Origin of the sequence: Bifidobacterium sp. ESL0682 (assembly GCF_029392815.1) — a bacterium.
Lineage (GTDB): Bacteria > Actinomycetota > Actinomycetes > Actinomycetales > Bifidobacteriaceae > Bifidobacterium.
In genome coordinates this window covers 1,669,491-1,686,355 of the sequence record NZ_CP113942.1, presented here as the reverse complement: position 1 = coordinate 1,686,355, position 16,865 = coordinate 1,669,491, and the positions used below count along the sequence as shown (strand labels likewise).

Annotated in this window: 15 protein-coding genes and 1 pseudogene; all 16 read left to right on the top strand. The window is 57.9% G+C overall.

Annotated features, from left to right (window positions below; translation table 11 throughout):
• Positions 1-65 precede the first annotated feature (65 nt).
• The 16 genes and pseudogenes from OZX57_RS07110 (at position 66) to OZX57_RS07035 (ending at position 16,751) form a co-directional block, all read left to right on the top strand.
• A complete protein-coding gene (locus tag OZX57_RS07110) occupies positions 66-842 on the top strand; it encodes a hypothetical protein (RefSeq protein ID WP_277161975.1) in 777 nt (258 codons plus the stop codon).
• A gap of 122 nt (positions 843-964) precedes the next feature.
• On the top strand, positions 965-1,234 hold the full coding sequence (gene rpsO, locus OZX57_RS07105; RefSeq protein WP_277142331.1) for a 30S ribosomal protein S15: 270 nt from the start codon (positions 965-967) through the stop codon (positions 1,232-1,234).
• Between the two features lie 313 nt (positions 1,235-1,547).
• Positions 1,548-4,298 (top strand): polyribonucleotide nucleotidyltransferase, encoded by a 2,751-nt coding sequence (locus OZX57_RS07100; RefSeq protein ID WP_277161974.1) that lies wholly within the window; start codon positions 1,548-1,550, stop codon positions 4,296-4,298.
• A gap of 385 nt (positions 4,299-4,683) precedes the next feature.
• On the top strand, positions 4,684-5,802 hold the full coding sequence (locus OZX57_RS07095; RefSeq protein ID WP_277161973.1) for a hypothetical protein: 1,119 nt from the start codon (positions 4,684-4,686) through the stop codon (positions 5,800-5,802).
• Positions 5,802-6,791 carry an ATPase, T2SS/T4P/T4SS family gene (locus OZX57_RS07090; RefSeq protein WP_277161972.1) on the top strand — a complete coding sequence of 330 codons (990 nt, stop codon included), beginning with the start codon at positions 5,802-5,804 and terminating at the stop codon, positions 6,789-6,791. Before OZX57_RS07095 ends, OZX57_RS07090 begins: the two co-directional genes overlap by 1 nt.
• Before the next feature lie 4 nt (positions 6,792-6,795).
• Complete coding sequence (locus OZX57_RS07085) at positions 6,796-7,485, top strand: hypothetical protein (protein WP_277161971.1); 690 nt, start codon at positions 6,796-6,798, stop codon at positions 7,483-7,485.
• Positions 7,486-7,536: 51 nt separating this feature from the next.
• Entirely contained in the window at positions 7,537-8,235 is a 699-nt protein-coding gene (locus tag OZX57_RS07080) for a tadC protein (protein WP_277161970.1), read from the top strand.
• 303 nt (positions 8,236-8,538) lie between these two features.
• Positions 8,539-8,760 (top strand): DUF4244 domain-containing protein, encoded by a 222-nt coding sequence (locus tag OZX57_RS07075; RefSeq protein ID WP_277162981.1) that lies wholly within the window; start codon positions 8,539-8,541, stop codon positions 8,758-8,760.
• A 200-nt stretch (positions 8,761-8,960) separates the two neighbouring features.
• Complete coding sequence (locus OZX57_RS07070; protein ID WP_277161969.1) at positions 8,961-9,212, top strand: hypothetical protein; 252 nt, start codon at positions 8,961-8,963, stop codon at positions 9,210-9,212.
• Positions 9,194-9,490, top strand: a complete 297-nt coding sequence (locus OZX57_RS07065; RefSeq protein WP_277161968.1) for a TadE family type IV pilus minor pilin — start codon at positions 9,194-9,196, stop codon at positions 9,488-9,490. Before OZX57_RS07070 ends, OZX57_RS07065 begins: the two co-directional genes overlap by 19 nt.
• Before the next feature lie 149 nt (positions 9,491-9,639).
• Positions 9,640-10,023, top strand: a complete 384-nt coding sequence (locus tag OZX57_RS07060) for an Rv3654c family TadE-like protein (protein ID WP_277161967.1) — start codon at positions 9,640-9,642, stop codon at positions 10,021-10,023.
• A gap of 145 nt (positions 10,024-10,168) precedes the next feature.
• Positions 10,169-12,988, top strand: a complete 2,820-nt coding sequence (gene dnaX, locus OZX57_RS07055; RefSeq protein WP_277161966.1) for a DNA polymerase III subunit gamma/tau — start codon at positions 10,169-10,171, stop codon at positions 12,986-12,988.
• A gap of 3 nt (positions 12,989-12,991) precedes the next feature.
• Entirely contained in the window at positions 12,992-13,594 is a 603-nt protein-coding gene (gene recR / locus OZX57_RS07050) for a recombination mediator RecR (protein WP_277145654.1), read from the top strand.
• A gap of 221 nt (positions 13,595-13,815) precedes the next feature.
• Positions 13,816-14,579, top strand: a pseudogene (locus OZX57_RS07045) (aspartate kinase).
• Positions 14,580-14,832: 253 nt separating this feature from the next.
• Positions 14,833-15,375: an ACT domain-containing protein gene (locus OZX57_RS07040; RefSeq protein WP_277162980.1), complete on the top strand. Its 543-nt coding sequence runs from the start codon at positions 14,833-14,835 to the stop codon at positions 15,373-15,375.
• A gap of 305 nt (positions 15,376-15,680) precedes the next feature.
• Positions 15,681-16,751, top strand: a complete 1,071-nt coding sequence (locus tag OZX57_RS07035; protein WP_277161965.1) for an aspartate-semialdehyde dehydrogenase — start codon at positions 15,681-15,683, stop codon at positions 16,749-16,751.
• Positions 16,752-16,865 lie beyond the last annotated feature (114 nt).

Sequence of the window (16,865 nt, the reverse complement as noted above, 5' to 3'; positions counted from 1 at the left end):
GTATCTGGTTTGACTGAATTAAGGACGTGTCTGAGCGCGTCTTGGCAAATAGTAAGGCGTGGTTGATGGCAGACGAAACGGAACAGCGGAATCGCGTGGCCGAAGCTGGCGGGTCGTTGGACTTGAACGGTCAAGGCACAGGCGAGGGGGCTTCGGCTCTCTTGGCCGATGAACACCGTTCCGACAACGAGGCCGTCGAAATCGTCGAAGGCAAGATCGAGAAGGTCAGCGTTTCCAAGCATCCTGAGGCCTCGATTCCACAAACCGACCTTTCGCTGGCCGACATCCAGCGCAGCCAGTTTCATCCGGTACGTTGGGCGGTTTACGTTGTCATCCTGTTGGTCGCCATCATCGTGCCTTACTGGATTGGTCGTGTGCTGGCCGTGCGGCAGACCGCGCCGGTGGTGCGGATTCTGAGTCACTTCTCTCCACAGGGCGTGGCGCTCATTTCATGGACGGTTATGGTCTTTGTCCTCGCCACGTTCGCGCTGTCGTTCGTAGAAGCGCACGCATGGCTTTGGCGCAATCTGTTCCTGCTCTCGCTGGCGGTCGAACAGCTCATCGGCGGTATCTGTCTGCTGAAATTCAAATTCTGGTTCTCCACGTACGTGGTTTACCAGGCTTCGTCGGTTTTGGTGAACGCGGCGAATCTGGGCATCATCGCGGCATTGCTGGCCGCTGGCGTCTTCGTGGTACTTTTCGTCGGCTTGCTTATCGGCATCAAGAAGGATTCGTCGCTGAACATCCTTACCCGTAGTTGGGCCGCGTTCCTGATGTTCTTCGTCATCGAAGGCATCGCGTTGCTGATTGTTCTCTGGAGTGGCCTGCTCACCGCGGTGTGATAGCTTCGGCGATTCATCCGTACCTCTTTCTATACTTGAAACTTGGCGTGAATTCGCCCGCGGATAAAGAGCGCTTCGGCATAATGCCGGTGGCACCGCGCAGCAACTATAAGGAGGATGCCGTGGCACTTACGGCTGAAGAAAAGCACGAGATCGTAACCAAGTATGCGACGCACGAAGGCGACACGGGATCTCCCGAGGTTCAGGTTGCGCTGCTGAGCAAGCGTATCTCCGATCTGACTGAGCACCTGAAGACCCATCAGCACGACAACCACTCTCGTCGTGGCCTGCTGTTGATGGTCGGCGATCGTCGCCGTCTTCTCAACTACTTGAAGAAGGTCGACATCAACCGTTACCGCTCCCTGGTCGAGCGTCTTGGTCTTCGTCGATAGCTGTTTGATGCCCGGGCTTCGTGCTCGGGCTTTTTCAGAGGTTTGATTGGACATAGGCGTTAGTAAACGTCTAACAATGTTCGCGGGTGAAGAAAAACCGACGGCCCTAAGGTGAGGGTCGATAATTGAAATATCTGGATATGTGTTCCGGCGTGATCGCCGACAATGCTGCTTCAGACTGAGAAGTGAAATTCAATGTGCCGGCACCAACGTTGGTGAGGCCAGGTAAGCCTTACAAAATAAACAAAGGCCGGACGTTGATAAAGCATTTTGCAGTATGTTGGAAAACAGGAATTAAACAAAGGAGGAACCCTTGGAGGGTCCCGAAATCAAGGCCGTAGAGGCCGTTATTGACAATGGTTCATTTGGTAAACGTACACTGCGATTCGAGACGGGTCGTCTTGCGCAGCAGGCCGACGGCGCTGTAGCCGCCTACCTCGATGACGATTCGATGGTCCTTTCGACCACCACCGCCGGCTCAAGCCCGAAGGAAAACTACGATTTCTTCCCGCTCACCGTCGATGTGGAAGAGAAGATGTACGCCGCGGGCAAGATCCCGGGCTCGTTCTTCCGCCGCGAAGGCCGTCCTTCGAACGACGCCATCCTGGCCTGCCGTATCATCGATCGTCCGCTGCGTCCGCTCTTCCCGCACACGCTGCGCAACGAGGTTCAGGTCGTCGAGACCGTCCTCGCCTGCAACCCGGACGATGCCTACGACATGATCGCTTTGAACGCCGCTTCCGCGTCCACCATGATCTCCGGTCTGCCTTTCGAAGGCCCGGTCTCCGGTGTGCGTCTGGCGCTGGTCGACGGCCAGTGGGTCGCCTTCCCGCGTTGGAGCGAGCGTGACCGCGCGGTCTTCGAGATCGTCGTGGCTGGCCGTGTCATCGAAAACGGTGACGTCGCCATCGCCATGATTGAGGCTGGCGCCGGCAAGAACGCCTGGAACCTCATCTACGACGAGGGTCAGCAGAAGCCGGACGAGGAAGTTGTCGCTGGCGGCCTCGAAGCTGCCAAGCCGTTCATCAAGGTCATCTGCGAGGCTCAGAGCGAGCTCAAGGAGAAGGCTGGCAAGACCAACGACAAGGAATTCCAGCTCTTCCCGGAGTACACGGACGAGCTCTACAAGCGCATCGACGAGATCGCTCATGCCGACCTCAACGACGCCCTGTCCATCGCTGCCAAGCTGCCGCGTCAGGAGCGTATCCACGAGATCAAGGAAGACGTCCGCGCCAAGCTCGCCGACGAATTCACCGATATGGATGACGCCGAGAAGGAAAAGGAACTCGGCAACGCCTTCAAGGAACTGCAGCGCCAGATTGTGCGCCGTCGCGTCCTGACCGAGGACTTCCGTATCGACGGTCGTGGCCTGCGCGACATCCGCACGCTTTCCGCCGAGGTCGGCATCGTGCCGCGCGTGCACGGCTCCGCTCTCTTCCAGCGCGGCGAGACCCAGATTCTGGGTGTTTCCACGCTCAACATGCTCAAGATGGAGCAGACGCTCGATTCCATCTCCGGCCCTCAGACCAAGCGCTATATGCACAACTACGAGATGCCGCCGTATTCCACCGGTGAGACCGGTCGTGTCGGCTCCCCGAAGCGCCGCGAGGTCGGCCACGGTGCGCTCGCCGAAAAGGCCCTCGTGCCGGTGCTGCCCAGCAAGGAAGAGTTCCCGTACGCCATCCGTCAGGTCTCCGAGGCCATCGGCTCCAACGGTTCCACTTCCATGGGTTCCGTCTGTGCCTCCACGCTGTCGCTGCTCGACGCAGGCGTGCCGCTGAAGGCTCCGGTCGCGGGCATCGCGATGGGCCTCATCTCCGGTGATGTCGACGGCAAGCACGTTTACAAGACCCTGACCGACATCCTGGGTGCCGAAGACGCGTTCGGCGACATGGACTTCAAGGTCGCCGGTACTTCCGAATTCATCACCGCGCTCCAGCTCGACACCAAGCTCGACGGCATCCCTGCCGACGTTCTGGCTGCCGCGCTGCAGCAGGCGAAGGAAGCCCGCACCACCATCCTCGAGGTCATCAACGAGTGCATCGACGCTCCGGCCGAGATGAGCCCGTATGCTCCGCGCATCATCACCACCTCCGTTCCTGTCGACAAGATCGGCGAGATCATCGGACCCAAGGGCAAGATGATCAACCAGATTCAGGAAGAGACCGGCGCCGACGTCAGTGTTGAGGACGACGGCACCATCTACATCGCTTCCGAAGGCGGCGAGGGCGCTGAAAAGGCCAAGGCCACCATCGATGCCATCGCGCACCCGCATGTACCCGCTGTCGGCGAGAACTTCAACGGCAAGGTCGTCAAGACCACGAGCTTCGGCGCGTTCGTCAATCTGACCCCCGGCACCGACGGTCTGCTGCACATCTCGCAGATTCGCAACCTGACCAACGGCGAGCGCATTGATGCCGTCGAAGACGTGCTCAAGGAAGGCGACACCGTTGAGGTGACCGTCCAGGGCGTTGACGACCGCGGCAAGATCTCACTGGCCATTCCTGGCTTCGAAGATCAGGAATCTGGCCCGCGCGGCGGTGGCCGTGGCGGCCATCGTGACCATGACGATCGCGGTGGACGTGGCTATCGTGGCCACGGACGCGATCGCGAAGACCGTGACGACCGTCGTCGTTCCGACCGCGATGATCGTGACAATCGTCGTTCCAGCCGTGGTCGTGAGGACCGCGAGGATCGCGACGACATCGAGTTTGAGGATCGTCCGCGTCGCCGTCGTGACGACCGTGACGAGGATCGTGATGACCGTCGTCGTTCCGATCGTGATGACCGCCGTGGCCGTGGTCGTGATGACCGTGCTGAGCGTGATGACGATGCTGATTTTGAGGATCGTCCGCGTCGCCGCCGTGAGGATCGCGACGATTACCGTCGTTCCGACCGTCACGAAGGACGCCGTGGTGGTGGCTACCGTGGTGGCCGTCGCAACGACCGCAATCCGCGCTACGCGACCGATGATCACTATGACGAATATCGCGAAGACCGCGAAGAGCGCAGCGAGCGCCCGCGTCGTCGTGTCCGCCGCGACTTCGATCCGTTCGATGACTGATTGATCGATTGATGAGCCGGCGAATTCGCTGATCGGTTGATTGTTTCAATCGGATAGTCAACGAATTCGGTAATCGGCTCATCGTTAGATAACGGATAACTGGCCTGCAACCTACTTGATTTGGTTGCAGGCCAGTTTGTTTTTTGAATACGCGACACGCCTCAAATGTGGATAACCACGAGCGTTCGACCACAGTACCCGTTCTGGCTTGCCATCGAGATCCATTGGCGGATTGAATAGATATATGGAAAATATGTCACCAATTGCAATGCGCCGTCAGGTAGATGCACCGTTTGCCCGGCATCAACGCATACCGTTGCCGGCTGAGGCTCGAGGCAAACCGGTTCAGATGGTAAAGCCTCGATCTCGCCGTTCAAGAGATTCGATGTCTGCGCGTGAGCTGTCGTATTCGCCTCGGGTGCTGGATGTGCCAAAACTGCCGCATCCGCCGATGACGCAGGAGATTGTGGTGCATCGGTCTCGGGCTGAGAAGCAGGGCGCTTTGGCGCTCGTTGAACCTCCGAGACTGCAGGCAGCCATGGTTGATTGTCAACCTTCCGAATCGTCGCTGGAGAACCAGGATTATGCCGGACCTACCTTTGGCGAACATACCGTGGTGTTTTTGTCGGCCAGCGGCGGCATCGGATTGAGCGCGCTTTGTGCGTTGACGGCGCTGGCATTTCATGATGAGGGTACGAACGTTGCGTTGGTGGATACGGATTTTGACGCCGGTGGTCTCGATATCCTGCTTGGCCTTGAGAACGATAAAGGGCTGCGGTTTGGCACATTGAATGCGCCGTTGGGCAGGATTGATGGCGAAGTGCTGCTGCGACGACTTCCTCGATGGGAAGGCATTCCGGTTCTCGCCTTTGATTCGTGGAACAGCGAGGTTCCTGAATGGTGGGAGGTTCAGGCCGCGATGGCGTCACTGGAACAGAGCACGGATATGCTGTTGGTCGACGGGGCGCATGGGCGTGTGCTCGGCATGGTTCCCGATTTGCACTCATCGCCGGTCGTGGTGGCTGTGGAGCTTTCGGTGCTTGGGCTGGCACGTGCCAAGGGGTTGCTGAGTAAAGTTTTCTCGTCGGATGCTGGCCGATCTGGTTCGCTCCATGATGATGAGTTCAGCGAGTTTGATGCTTTTCCGAAGTCATCGTCAAAAGTGGCATCTCGGTCGTCGCTTTGGCCAGCATCGTCACACAGTACCGGGAATGTTGCGGAGCAGGGCAAGATCACACAGAAAACGAGTTCCCGTGCTTCACATCCGCTGACGATTGTAGGCATCGAACCGCGTGGTACGTCGCGCAAGCGTGGTGTGGTGAGTGTCCGAGAGGCTGAAGAATATCTGAATCGCGAGGTTTTCGGCCCACTCTGTCCCAATAACGTGAAGGTCAGCGATGCGCTGGAAGGTTTGGGACTCGGTATTTCGAAGGTGGACCGTGCAGTGATGCACGAGTTGGTAGAAGCGATCGGCAAGTGCGCGAAAGAAGGCGATCGGCCTTGATGTTCGGACCTCTTGAAGAATTGACCCATGAGCGTGAGTTGACGGATATCGCCGTGACCTGCGAAGGCCGGGTGTGGATCGACCGGGGCGCAGGAATGGCGGAATACCAACCCGCAGTGCCCTTCCGTTCGCCTCAGGTGGTGCGCGAATATGCCACCCAGCTCTGCGCACAACTGGGCAAGCGACTCGATGATGCCTGCCCGATTGCCGATGCCTCAAGTGTGGAAGGTATTCGTGTGCACGCTGTCATCGCGCCGATTGTGCCATTCGGTGCCAGCATATCGATACGGTTTCCGAGCCGAACCGCGCCGCAGCTGAGCAGGCTAGGTGCGCAAGGCCTGTTTCCCGTCTCGTGGTTTCCGTTGTTATGCGGTCTGGTCAGCAATCGTGCGACGATTCTGATTACCGGTGGCACAGGAGCCGGCAAGACCACACTGCTCAAGGCGCTGCTGGGTCAGGCCGACCCGTCAGAACGCATCGTCAGCGTGGAAGAGGTCAGGGAGCTGGGTACGCTCGGGCGCGGCAACCACGTCTCCTTGGTGGTGCGCGAGGCCAATGTCGAAGGTGCGGGTGCGATAGGTTTGCCGGAGCTGGTCAAGGCGACATTGCGTATGCGGCCCGACCGCATCATTCTGGGCGAGTGCCGCGGTGAAGAGATCGCCGATCTGCTGCGGGCTTTCAATTCCGGCCATCATGGAGGCATGGTCACCCTGCACGCCGACAGCGTCGACCGCGTGCCTTCCCGTCTGGTTTCATTGGGGCTTTTGGCCGGTTTGAACCACCAGGCGCTGACCATGCTTGCGGCCGGGGCCTTCGATGTCGTGTTGCATCTCGAGCGTCGTCATGGCAAACGGTGCATCACCCAGATTGGTCGGCTTGCTGCCGATCCCGAACAGTTTGCCGGCGAGTCATTGGCGACTTGGGACGGCTCCGGCATGCCGGTTCCCGGCCCGGCTTTCCATGCTTTCGCCAAACGTTGGGCGGGATGAGTGTATGGGATATTTTCCTTTGTTGTCTGCGGTATTGGTGAGTTCCGCCATCATCTTGTTCTTTTGGCGGGGCAGCGAAGTATCGATGACGCCCCAATCTGCGACTATGGCGCCGTCGTCGACCAAAGAAAAAGGCATACTGTCGCTTATTGACGATTTGCGTGCACATGTTCGGGCGGGCGGATCGCTGGAGGAGGCATTTGCCGGGCTCATGGGTGCCCAGCCTCTTTCCCATACTCCATGCATGCCAAATCGTGAAGAATTGCAGGATATGCTGCGCGAAAATCTCGGCAACAAAGAAACGGTGGAACAAGCTGATCAGGCGGCGGCCGAGCTGGACCTGGCGTGCAGGCTGATTGGAACGCTCGGTTGCGAGGCCACACATTGCCTTGATGCAGTCGCCGCGTCTTATAAGCGCAACCGGATGATGAAAACATTGAAGGATAATGCCTTTACCGTACCGAAATCCACGGTAAAGCTTCTTTCTCTGCTGCCATTGGCCACGCTCGTCTTGGGCGAGCTGATGGGAGCTTCGCCGATTGCGTTTCTTTTTGGCAATACGGCGGGCCGGATTTGCCTGTTGTTGGGAATTGGGACCTACACGCTGGGGATGTTGTGGATGAAGACCCTGATGGATGGTGTCGACTCGTCTGGCGGCCAATCCTACAAGAACGACGGCATGAAAGACAAATAAGGCGGAATGGTCTTATATACAAAAAGCGGCCACCGAGAATGGGGATGAGCGATGAATGCATTGTTTGCGGGGATTCTGGTCGCGATCGCATGGCTGTTGTGGCGTTCGCCTGTCGAGCGTGCAGAAAGGCAGTTGCTCGCGCTGGATGTGACCTTCACGTCTGGGCCGTCGCTCGGAGTCGTCTTGGAAATGATGGCAGTGGCCATGCGTGAAGGATCGTCGATTCCCCATGCGCTCGAGGTCATAGGTTCGATTGTCGGCGGTTCCCTTGGTGTTGGGTTATGCAGGGCCTCGCATTCATTGATGCAGGGTTATTCGTGGGAGGATGCATGGTTCGCTGCCTCGTTGGCGTCCCAACAGCGAAGAAAGCGTGAGGGGCGAGCGCGAATTTCTGCCAAATCCCAAGATAAAGGCAACAAGAAATCGCAGAACGATTCATCTGCCGATGACACCACATTTGATGATGAGGCATTGAACATCATCAATGATGCGTTGCGAAGTACGTGGATTCGTGGCGTTTCGCCGGTTGGTCCGCTGGAGAGCGCGGTTGAGCAGATGGACGCCAGGGCTCGTGCTTCGATCGAGCAGTCGGCACAAAGGCTGTCGGTAAGTCTGTTGCTGCCGACTGGGCTCTGCTTCCTGCCGGCTTTCATGCTCATCGGTGTTATCCGGCCATTGGCTCGTTTATGGCGTAGGGGTAACGGGTTGTGTGCCTGTAGCTATTGCTGGTTTCATGCGTTGTCTGATTGACTTTTCAAAGTCATATTTTCATGGTGTCTTCATTCTTGTAGGACTTTGTTTGTTGCGCTTTGGGGAAGTGGATAAATAAGTGGATGAAAACCGCAACACGCCCGGATTGTGCATAACCTCTAGCGTTTGACCACAGTGGCCGTAATCGCCTCGGAGAAACGCGGAACTTTGCGAGACTGATTGTATCGCAACAAAACGGTTGCGGTAAAGCAAAACAGAACAATCAGAGGAGCAATCATGAGTATGGAACTGACGACTATCGAACAAAGCAATCATGGTGCCATCGGGCGTTTCGGCGATCGCATGGCCGAGCGCGGCAGGCAAGTCAAGGGGCAGATTTGCCTGCTTGATGCACGCGTACGCACCGCATTGGCCGAGCCGGACGAAGGTGCGGCCACGGCCGAATATGCAGTGGTTCTGGTGGCGGCGACCGGTTTTGCGGCGGTGTTGGTAGCGCTGCTCAAGTCCGGTGCGGTCAAGTCGCTGTTGCAGGCATTGGTCAACAAGGCGCTCAAGGTGGTCTGATGGCGGGCTTCGTGCTGCGTGTATTGGTCAATGCGGGTTCGAGAGGGGATGTGGAACGATGCCGCCAAACCTAAATCAATCGGAGGGCTTGGCCGTATGCTCGCCACTCGTTTGGTTGCGATGCCATGTTGGACGGCGAAGCAGCCAAACGAGTGTCATAAGTCAAGCAGGCAGCCGGGAAGCGGATACGGAAATATCGCATGGCGAACATGGCGTATGCAGCTACCTTCAACGACGGCATCGAGGTCTCTGGGATTTTCGATATGGCAAAGATCGGAGTCGGACTGGACGAGGCAAGGGTTTGTTCTGGCGAAGGAGAAGTTCGCGTGGACAAAGCGGAGGTTTGCGTTGGTGTGGCAGAGGCCTGCATCGGCATAATCTCTGGCATGGTCGTGGGCGCGACGACGAAGGTGCGGTCACCGCCGAATTTGCGGTGGTTCTTCCTGCCGTGATGGTGATGGCCGTGCTGCTGATGATGCTTGCCCGAGCGGTGACCGTGGAGATGAACTGTCAGGACGCGGCTTCGGCCGCAGCCCGTGTAGCCGTGGTGTCTGGCAGCGACCTCGAAGCGCGTGCGGCGGCTCAGGACGCAGCTGGCGGAGATGCCAATGTTTCGATATCGCACGGCCTCAAGCGCGTGAATGTGGTCGTCAGCTGCCGTGTCGTGCCAGATCCGATGCATGTCTTGCCGATGGCAGTGGTGGGCAAAGCGACAGGAGTGGTGCAATGAATCGGCTGAGGCAGAGGATGCGACGCGCTGTGTCCAGACAAACGGCGAAAGAACCGGTATCGGAATGGCAAAATTCTCAAGAATTGGTATTAGCATCGTCGGCTCAGAAAGAGGTGGCATCGCAACCGCGGGATTCCCGGAAGCAGGGATTGACGCTGCCGAGTGGACGAAAGCCGCTCAAGGCCTTTGAAAAATGCGACGAAGGCTCCGGCACCATCAATGGTGTCATGCTCATCGCCGTCACCGCCATCCTGATATCGGCGGTGGCTTTGGGCGGCAATCTTCTGTTGTGTATATCTGAGGCGAGATCGGCTGCCGACCAGGCGGCCATCGCCGGAGCGCAGTCGGCCCGTGACGGTGACTTGGATCCCTGTCTTCAATCTCATGCCGCTGCATCGGCAAATAAAGCTTCGCTTGTCAGCTGCAAAGTCGTAGAAGAGGATGTCACGGTGAAGGTCGCCGTGAAAACGGTGGTTCCGTTCGCCCCGCTGGTCTCGCGCATGGCACGGGCCGGACCGGTGGAATGCCAATGAGGATTTGCCGGCCAGTGCAGCAACACGAAGGGTGGTTGCCACATGAGAATGTTAACCAATTGGCGCGTTCATATATGAGTCCGGAATGTGTGACGTTGTTCGCGGGATGTCTTGAAAATAGTCGGGTGAAGGTAGGTTATAGAGTATGGCACTTGCATTGTATCGACGGTATCGGCCAGACACATTTGACGGCATTATTGGGCAGGATCAGGTCACTGTCCCGCTTTCCCGCGCCTTGGACGAGGGCAAATTGACTCATGCCTACCTATTTTCCGGTCCGCGTGGATGCGGCAAGACCAGCTCGGCGCGAATACTGGCCCGTTGCATCAATTGTGCCAAAGGCCCGACCTCCCATCCCTGCGGTGAATGCGAGAGTTGCAAGGACCTGGCCACCGGCGGTCCCGGTTCCATCGATGTGGTTGAAATCGATGCGGCCAGCCATAACGGCGTGGAAGACGCCAGAGAGTTGCGTGAACGTGCGGCATTCGCCCCGGCACGTGATCGCTACAAGATTTTCATCCTTGACGAGGCCCACATGGTCACGCAGCAGGGATTCAACGCCCTGCTCAAAATCGTGGAAGAGCCGCCGGAACACGTGATGTTCATCTTTGCGACCACCGAGCCAGACAAGGTCATCTCCACGATTCGTTCGCGTACTCATCATTATCCGTTCCGTCTGGTGCCTCCGGAGGTCATGGGTCCCTATCTCGAAGAGGTATGCGACAAGGAACACATCGACCTTGAGCCAGGCGTGCTGAAACTCACCATGCGTGCCGGCGGCGGATCAGTGCGTGACACGCTTTCCGTGCTTGACCAGCTGATGGCGGGTGCTTCCGACGACACAGTCTCATACGATTCCGCCGTAGCACTGTTGGGATTCACGCCTGATGAGCTAATTGGCGAGGCCATCGATGCTGTCATCGACAAGGATGGCGAGAAACTTTACGGCGTGATTGAGAAAGTGGTCGTCGGCGGTTTTGAGCCAAGACGTTTTGTAGAGGATCTGCTGGCCCGTGTCCGAGATTTGCTGGTACTGACGCTTGGTGGCGAAAAGGCCGAAAGCGCTTTGAGCGATGATTCGGCGGCAGAGGATATGAGCGACCTGCATCGCCAGTCCTCGGCGTTGGGCTTGTCGACACTGACGGGGATGGCCGAGACCATCAACGACACCTTGGGCAATATGACCGGTGCGATTTCTCCGCGCATGCGTCTGGAACTGCTCGCCGCGAAACTGTTGGCAGGTCGCGAGAACGGTTTTGCACCGGCATCGGTGGCCGGTGTTGCACAGCCGGTTGCAGGAGCTCCGATGCCAGCCGGAAACAATGGCGCAAGCCGCGGCAACGGCGGATCGCGCGGGCGTGGCGGTTTCATCGGTTCGAGCAGAAATGCGGCGAATTCTCAGCAAGGCAACCGCCAGGCTGCAGGACAGGCAGTTCCTGCTTCCAATGGTTTTGCGCAGAACATTCCTGCACAGACCCCGCGACTCGGCAACAATGTGCAGAGTCCCAGCGTGCCATCGCAAGCGCTTGGAGAGCAGAGGACGAGCGCGAATGGCGGTTCTATCACCGGACAAGGCAATGCCAGCGACAGCAACGGTGGTGGCATTGGCAATGGGCAGAACCAGCAACTTGCTGCTGAAAGCGGCACGTCTGATACTTCTGCAAATGCCTCAGAACAGCAGGATTCGAAGAGTGCCGCACCGGTAAAGGTGAATGTCGATCCGAATGCCACCGTCGAAGAGAAGTGGGACGTGGTATTGGATGTGCTGCCACAGAACGTGCGCGAATATGTCGAGCACGCCAAGGTGCCCACAGTTTCATTGGCGACGAATCCCGCCGGCAAATCGCGTCTGTCGATGACTTTTGACTGCGCGTTGAGCCAGCATGCCTTCGCGCTGGCGCTCGCTTCCGATGCCGAGCACAATGGGCAGAAGGCCGCGAATGTGGTCTTGGACGGTGTGCGCTCGGTCTTCGGCCCGCAGACCATGATTGCACCTACCAGTGTGGCGGCGAATGGTGAGAAAGTCATTTCCACCAAGCGCATGAAGCCTGAGGAACTTGCCAAGGTCAAGCACGATATCGCGATGGCCAAGGTCTCGTCTGCCGGTGGTTTAGGAATGGTCTCGGGGCAGGGCGGCCACGCCGCTTCCCAGCCCAAGGAACAGAAAAAGGCTGATGCCGATGCGTCCGGCGAGTCCGATGATTCCTCCCACCGAGCCGGTGGAAATGGCCTGAGCCAAGGGGGAAATGAAAACAAGGCAGCCGAAGACCCGTTAGACGACGACTTCGATCCATGGATGCACCCTCTGCCCGCGCCCGGTTCGGGTAATGGTCAAGGATTTGTTGCCGAGTCAGGGCAGGCCTCATCGCCTTCACAGCAGGTAAACACAAGTGTATCCAGCCATGTGGCACCGGTCGATGATTCGGCGAATCGTGCTCCGGAACATCATAAGAAGCATGTGGCGGTGCCCGATATCAGCGATGGTATCGACCCATGGGCTACTACGGCTCCAGTGCCAGCGGAAACAGGTCAGCCTGCTTCCGACAATGCCGGTCAGTCCGATAAGGGTTCTTCCGACCAAGTATCGGTCCATGCCAATGCCGTGAATGCTTCTCAGCAGCCTTCTGCAGCCAGTCCCGGCTCAGCGGTGGTGAATAATGCTCAAGCAGCTCCTACCGCGAATCAGGGTAAGCCAGCATCAATTCCTGATGATAGGGGAGATGTAGCCGCACGTTTCGAAAGCGCCGAAGCAGTTGGAGATGTCGAACAGCAGCCTGAGGTGGCGGCCGATGAGGATGACTATTCGCTCAACGACCAATCACTGGGCGATGCCGTATCGGTGGATATGGAAGAACTTTCTAAACTCTTCGAAGTCAAGAAAGTGGAGACGTTCGCCGCGGACGATCCGAAGAATCCCAAGAACATCAAGCCGGCCAACAAACATCAGGAAGACGAGAGGCGGTAGAGCATGGCTTTGGCGTATGACGGCGCGATTCAGCGTCTTATCGACGGGTTTGCTCGTCTGCCGGGTATCGGCCCCAAAGGGGCCCAGCGTATTGCCTTCTACCTGCTTTCGGCTAGCGATGAGGAAGCGCAGGATTTGGCGGATGCCATCCGTGAGGTCAAGGAGAAGGTGCGTTTCTGCGAGATTTGCGGCAACGTGTGCGAGACCAGTCCATGCCCGGTTTGTTCCGACCCTCGGCGCGACCATTCCATTATCTGTGTGGTCGAGGAACCCAAGGACGTGATGAGCATCGAACGTACCCGTGAGTTCCACGGTGTCTATCACGTTTTGGGTGGTGCCATCAACCCGATGGCGAACGTCGGTCCCGGCGACCTTGCCATCCCCAAACTGTTGGACCGGCTCAAAACCGACGAAGTCAAAGAAATTATTCTGGCGCTTGATCCCAATATCGAGGGTGAGGCCACCGTGACTTACCTGAGCCGTCTGCTTTCGCCGCTCGGCCTCAAGGTCACGCGCCTGGCCAGTGGTCTGCCGGTGGGCAGCGATCTGGAGTACGCCGATGAAATCACCCTCGGTCGTGCCTTGGAAGGTCGGCAGGAAGCGTAAATGCGTCCCATCATAGGGAATAGGAAAACGTTCAAATGAAGCGTTTCTGTGCCCGTATGATGGAGTGTTGCGGCTGCGGGCGTCAAGCTGGCATATAATTCAATCATCACTGTCGAAAACCGGTTGTGGCTATTGCGCCTTCCATGGCTTGAAGTCACGGCCGGCGGCGAGATTTCGGCTTTCATGCGTTAAACGCAAAAGCCTGAGAGACAAGGAACATCGTGGCACTTATCGTGCAGAAATACGGCGGGTCTTCCGTCGCGGACGCAGAGTCCCTCAAACGCGTCGCCAAACGCATCGTGGAGACAAAACGAAAGGGCAACCGTGTGGCTGTGGTTGTTTCGGCGATGGGCGACACCACCGACGACCTGATCGATCAGGCCATGAGCATCGATTCCAACCCTCCCGCCCGCGAGATGGACATGCTGATGACAGCAGGGGAGCGTATCTCGATGAGCCTTCTGGCCATGGCCATCCATGCCACCGGTGAGCGGGCCTATTCCTTCACCGGTTCGCAGGCTGGATTCATGACTGACGCGCGATTTGGCGCGGCGCACATCAAATCCGTCAAGCCAGATCGTGTGGCTCGTGCACTGCAAGGCGGCAATGTCGCCATTGTCGCTGGTTTCAAGGCATCAACGCCGACGGCGATTACACCACGCTTGGCCGTGGCGGTTCCGACACTTCAGCGGTGGCGCTCGCGGTGGCTCTTGGCGCCGATATCTGCGAAATCTATACGGACGTGGATGGAATTTTCACCGCCGATCCCCGGATCGTTCCTACCGCCAAGCGCATCCCCTCCATCAGCTACGACGCGATTCTCGAAATGGCCTCGTGCGGCTCGAAAGTGCTGGCCTTGCGTTGCGTCGAATACGCCCAGCGTTTCAAGATGCCTTTGCATGTGCGCAGCTCGTTCTCGCACCGGATGGGCACTCTGGTGGTTCCCGAGGGCGTCGATGCTCGCACCTTGCCGAACCTGCAATGATCATCAATGACTGGCAATGAGAATGACAGCCGATGGCGATACATCAATACTTGAAATTCTCAGCGACCATGAACGGCAACCTGCTCAACGGTTTGGTAGCCGGCACCAATAAGAACACGAGAAACAACAGCAACAAAGGACAACGACAATGAGCAGTGACAATGCAGCGGGCGAGAGTGTGAAGTCCGAAGGCCAGTCCGGGGTCGAAAACGGTCAATCAGCTCAGGCCTCGGCCTCATACAACACCAAATCAATGGGCGATATTTTCCCTGATCTCGGTCCTGAAACCCCGGTGATTTCCGGCGTGGCCCACGACCGCACCGAGTCCCTGGTCACCGTGCGCGGTGTGCCCGACGAGCCCGGCATGGCGGCGCGTGTGTTCACCGAGTTGGCGAAAAGCGGCATCAACATCGACATGATCGTGCAGGCCGGCGCGTCCACCGGCACGGCCGATATCTCCTTCACGGTTCCCGATTCTTTAGCGAAAACCGTAGAGAAGGCCCTTGACGGCAAGAAAGACGATCTCGGTTACGATTCGTATTTCATCAATTCGAATGTCGGTAAAGTTGCCGTGGTGGGCGTAGGAATGAAAACTCATTCCGGTCTTGCCGCGAAGTTCTTCGAGTCCTTGAGCGCCGAACACATCAATGTGATGATGATTTCAACCTCTGAGATTCGCATCGCCGCTCTTGTCCCGCTCGATCAGCTCGACGACGCGGTACGTGCGCTTCACACCGCCTATGGCCTTGATGCCGATCAGGTGGAGGCTGTGGTCTACGGCGGTACCGGCCGCTGAGTGCGGTTTTACGCGAGTTTAGTAGTGTCGCAGCCGTTTTTCTGCGTTACTGTCAAGACGTGTATGCCATTTCAGGTTCTTGGAGCTCAGTAGCCCTGCGGCCGCTTATCTCAACACAACCGTGATCTCCCGCAACTGCTTCGCCGTATCTCGCATAGTCGAATGCGCCGTTAACCGTGCAGTACCTCGCGCTATGATATGGCACATAATGCCTCGCCGCGTTTTCGTGTGCGGGTGATGAACATTTTCATGAGATTGCGGCGGTGCAAGCCAGAAGCGAGCGGCCGCTTAGAGGAGGAACTATCATGGCTGAGTCAAGCGGGCAGCAACGAAAGGTCAACGTCGCGGTACTGGGCGCCACCGGGCAGGTGGGTATGGTGATGCGCCGCGTGCTCGACGAACGCGATTTCCCGATCAACGGCCTTCGTTTCCTTGCTTCCTCACATTCGGCAGGCACCGTGCTCAAGTGGCGTGACCGCGATATCGTCGTTGAAGACGTGGCCAAAGCCGATTTGAGCGGCATCGATATCGCCATCTTCTCTGCTGGCGGCGGTACTTCCAAGGTCTGGGCGCCAAAGTTCGCCGAGGCCGGTGCCTATGTCATCGATAATTCCTCGCAATGGCGTATGCACGACGACGTGCCGCTGGTTGTGGCTGAAGCCAATCCTGATGACCTTGACGACATTCCGCGCCGCATCGTTGCCAACCCGAACTGCACCACCATGGCTTGCATTCCCGTCCTCAAGGCGCTCGATACTCACTTCGGCCTGAAGCGACTGATTGTCAGTTCCTATCAGGCGGTTTCCGGAGCCGGCCGCGCCGGAGTCGAACAGCTGATGAACGAAGCCAAGGCCGCCGTCGACCAAGGCGCCGACAAGCTGGTCTTCGACGGTTCCGCCATCGATTTCCCTGAGCCCACCAAGGTTGCGCGCACCATTGCCTTCAACGCCGTGCCATTCATCGGCGCCGTTGTCGACGACGGTAGCGAAGAGACCGACGAAGAGCAGAAACTGCGCAACGAAAGCCGTAAGATTCTGCACTTGCCGAACCTCGCCGCCTCCTGCACTTGCGTACGCGTCGGCGTCTTCACTGCCCACGGCATGTCCATCAACGCAGAGTTCGAGCACGATGTCACGCCGGATATGGCCCGTGAGGTCCTGAAGGACGCGCCGGGTGTCGAACTCGATGACATTCCCACCCCGCAGCTGGCCGCCGGCAAGGACCCGAGCTTCGTCGGCCGCATTCGTCAGGATCAGGCCGTCGACGGTAAGAAGGGTCTTGCCTTCTTCATCGCCAACGACAACCTGCGCAAGGGTGCCGCCCTCAATGCCGTCGAACTGGCCGAAATCGTGGCACGCAAGCATTTCGGTGCGTGACGTTTTCATAGCATTTACACGTATCTTTTCCAATGCGGCCAAAAGCGCGAAACAGCAGAAAATCGTGCTTTTGACCGCATTGTCGTCTTAGCTACGATGAAAATCAAGGACGAT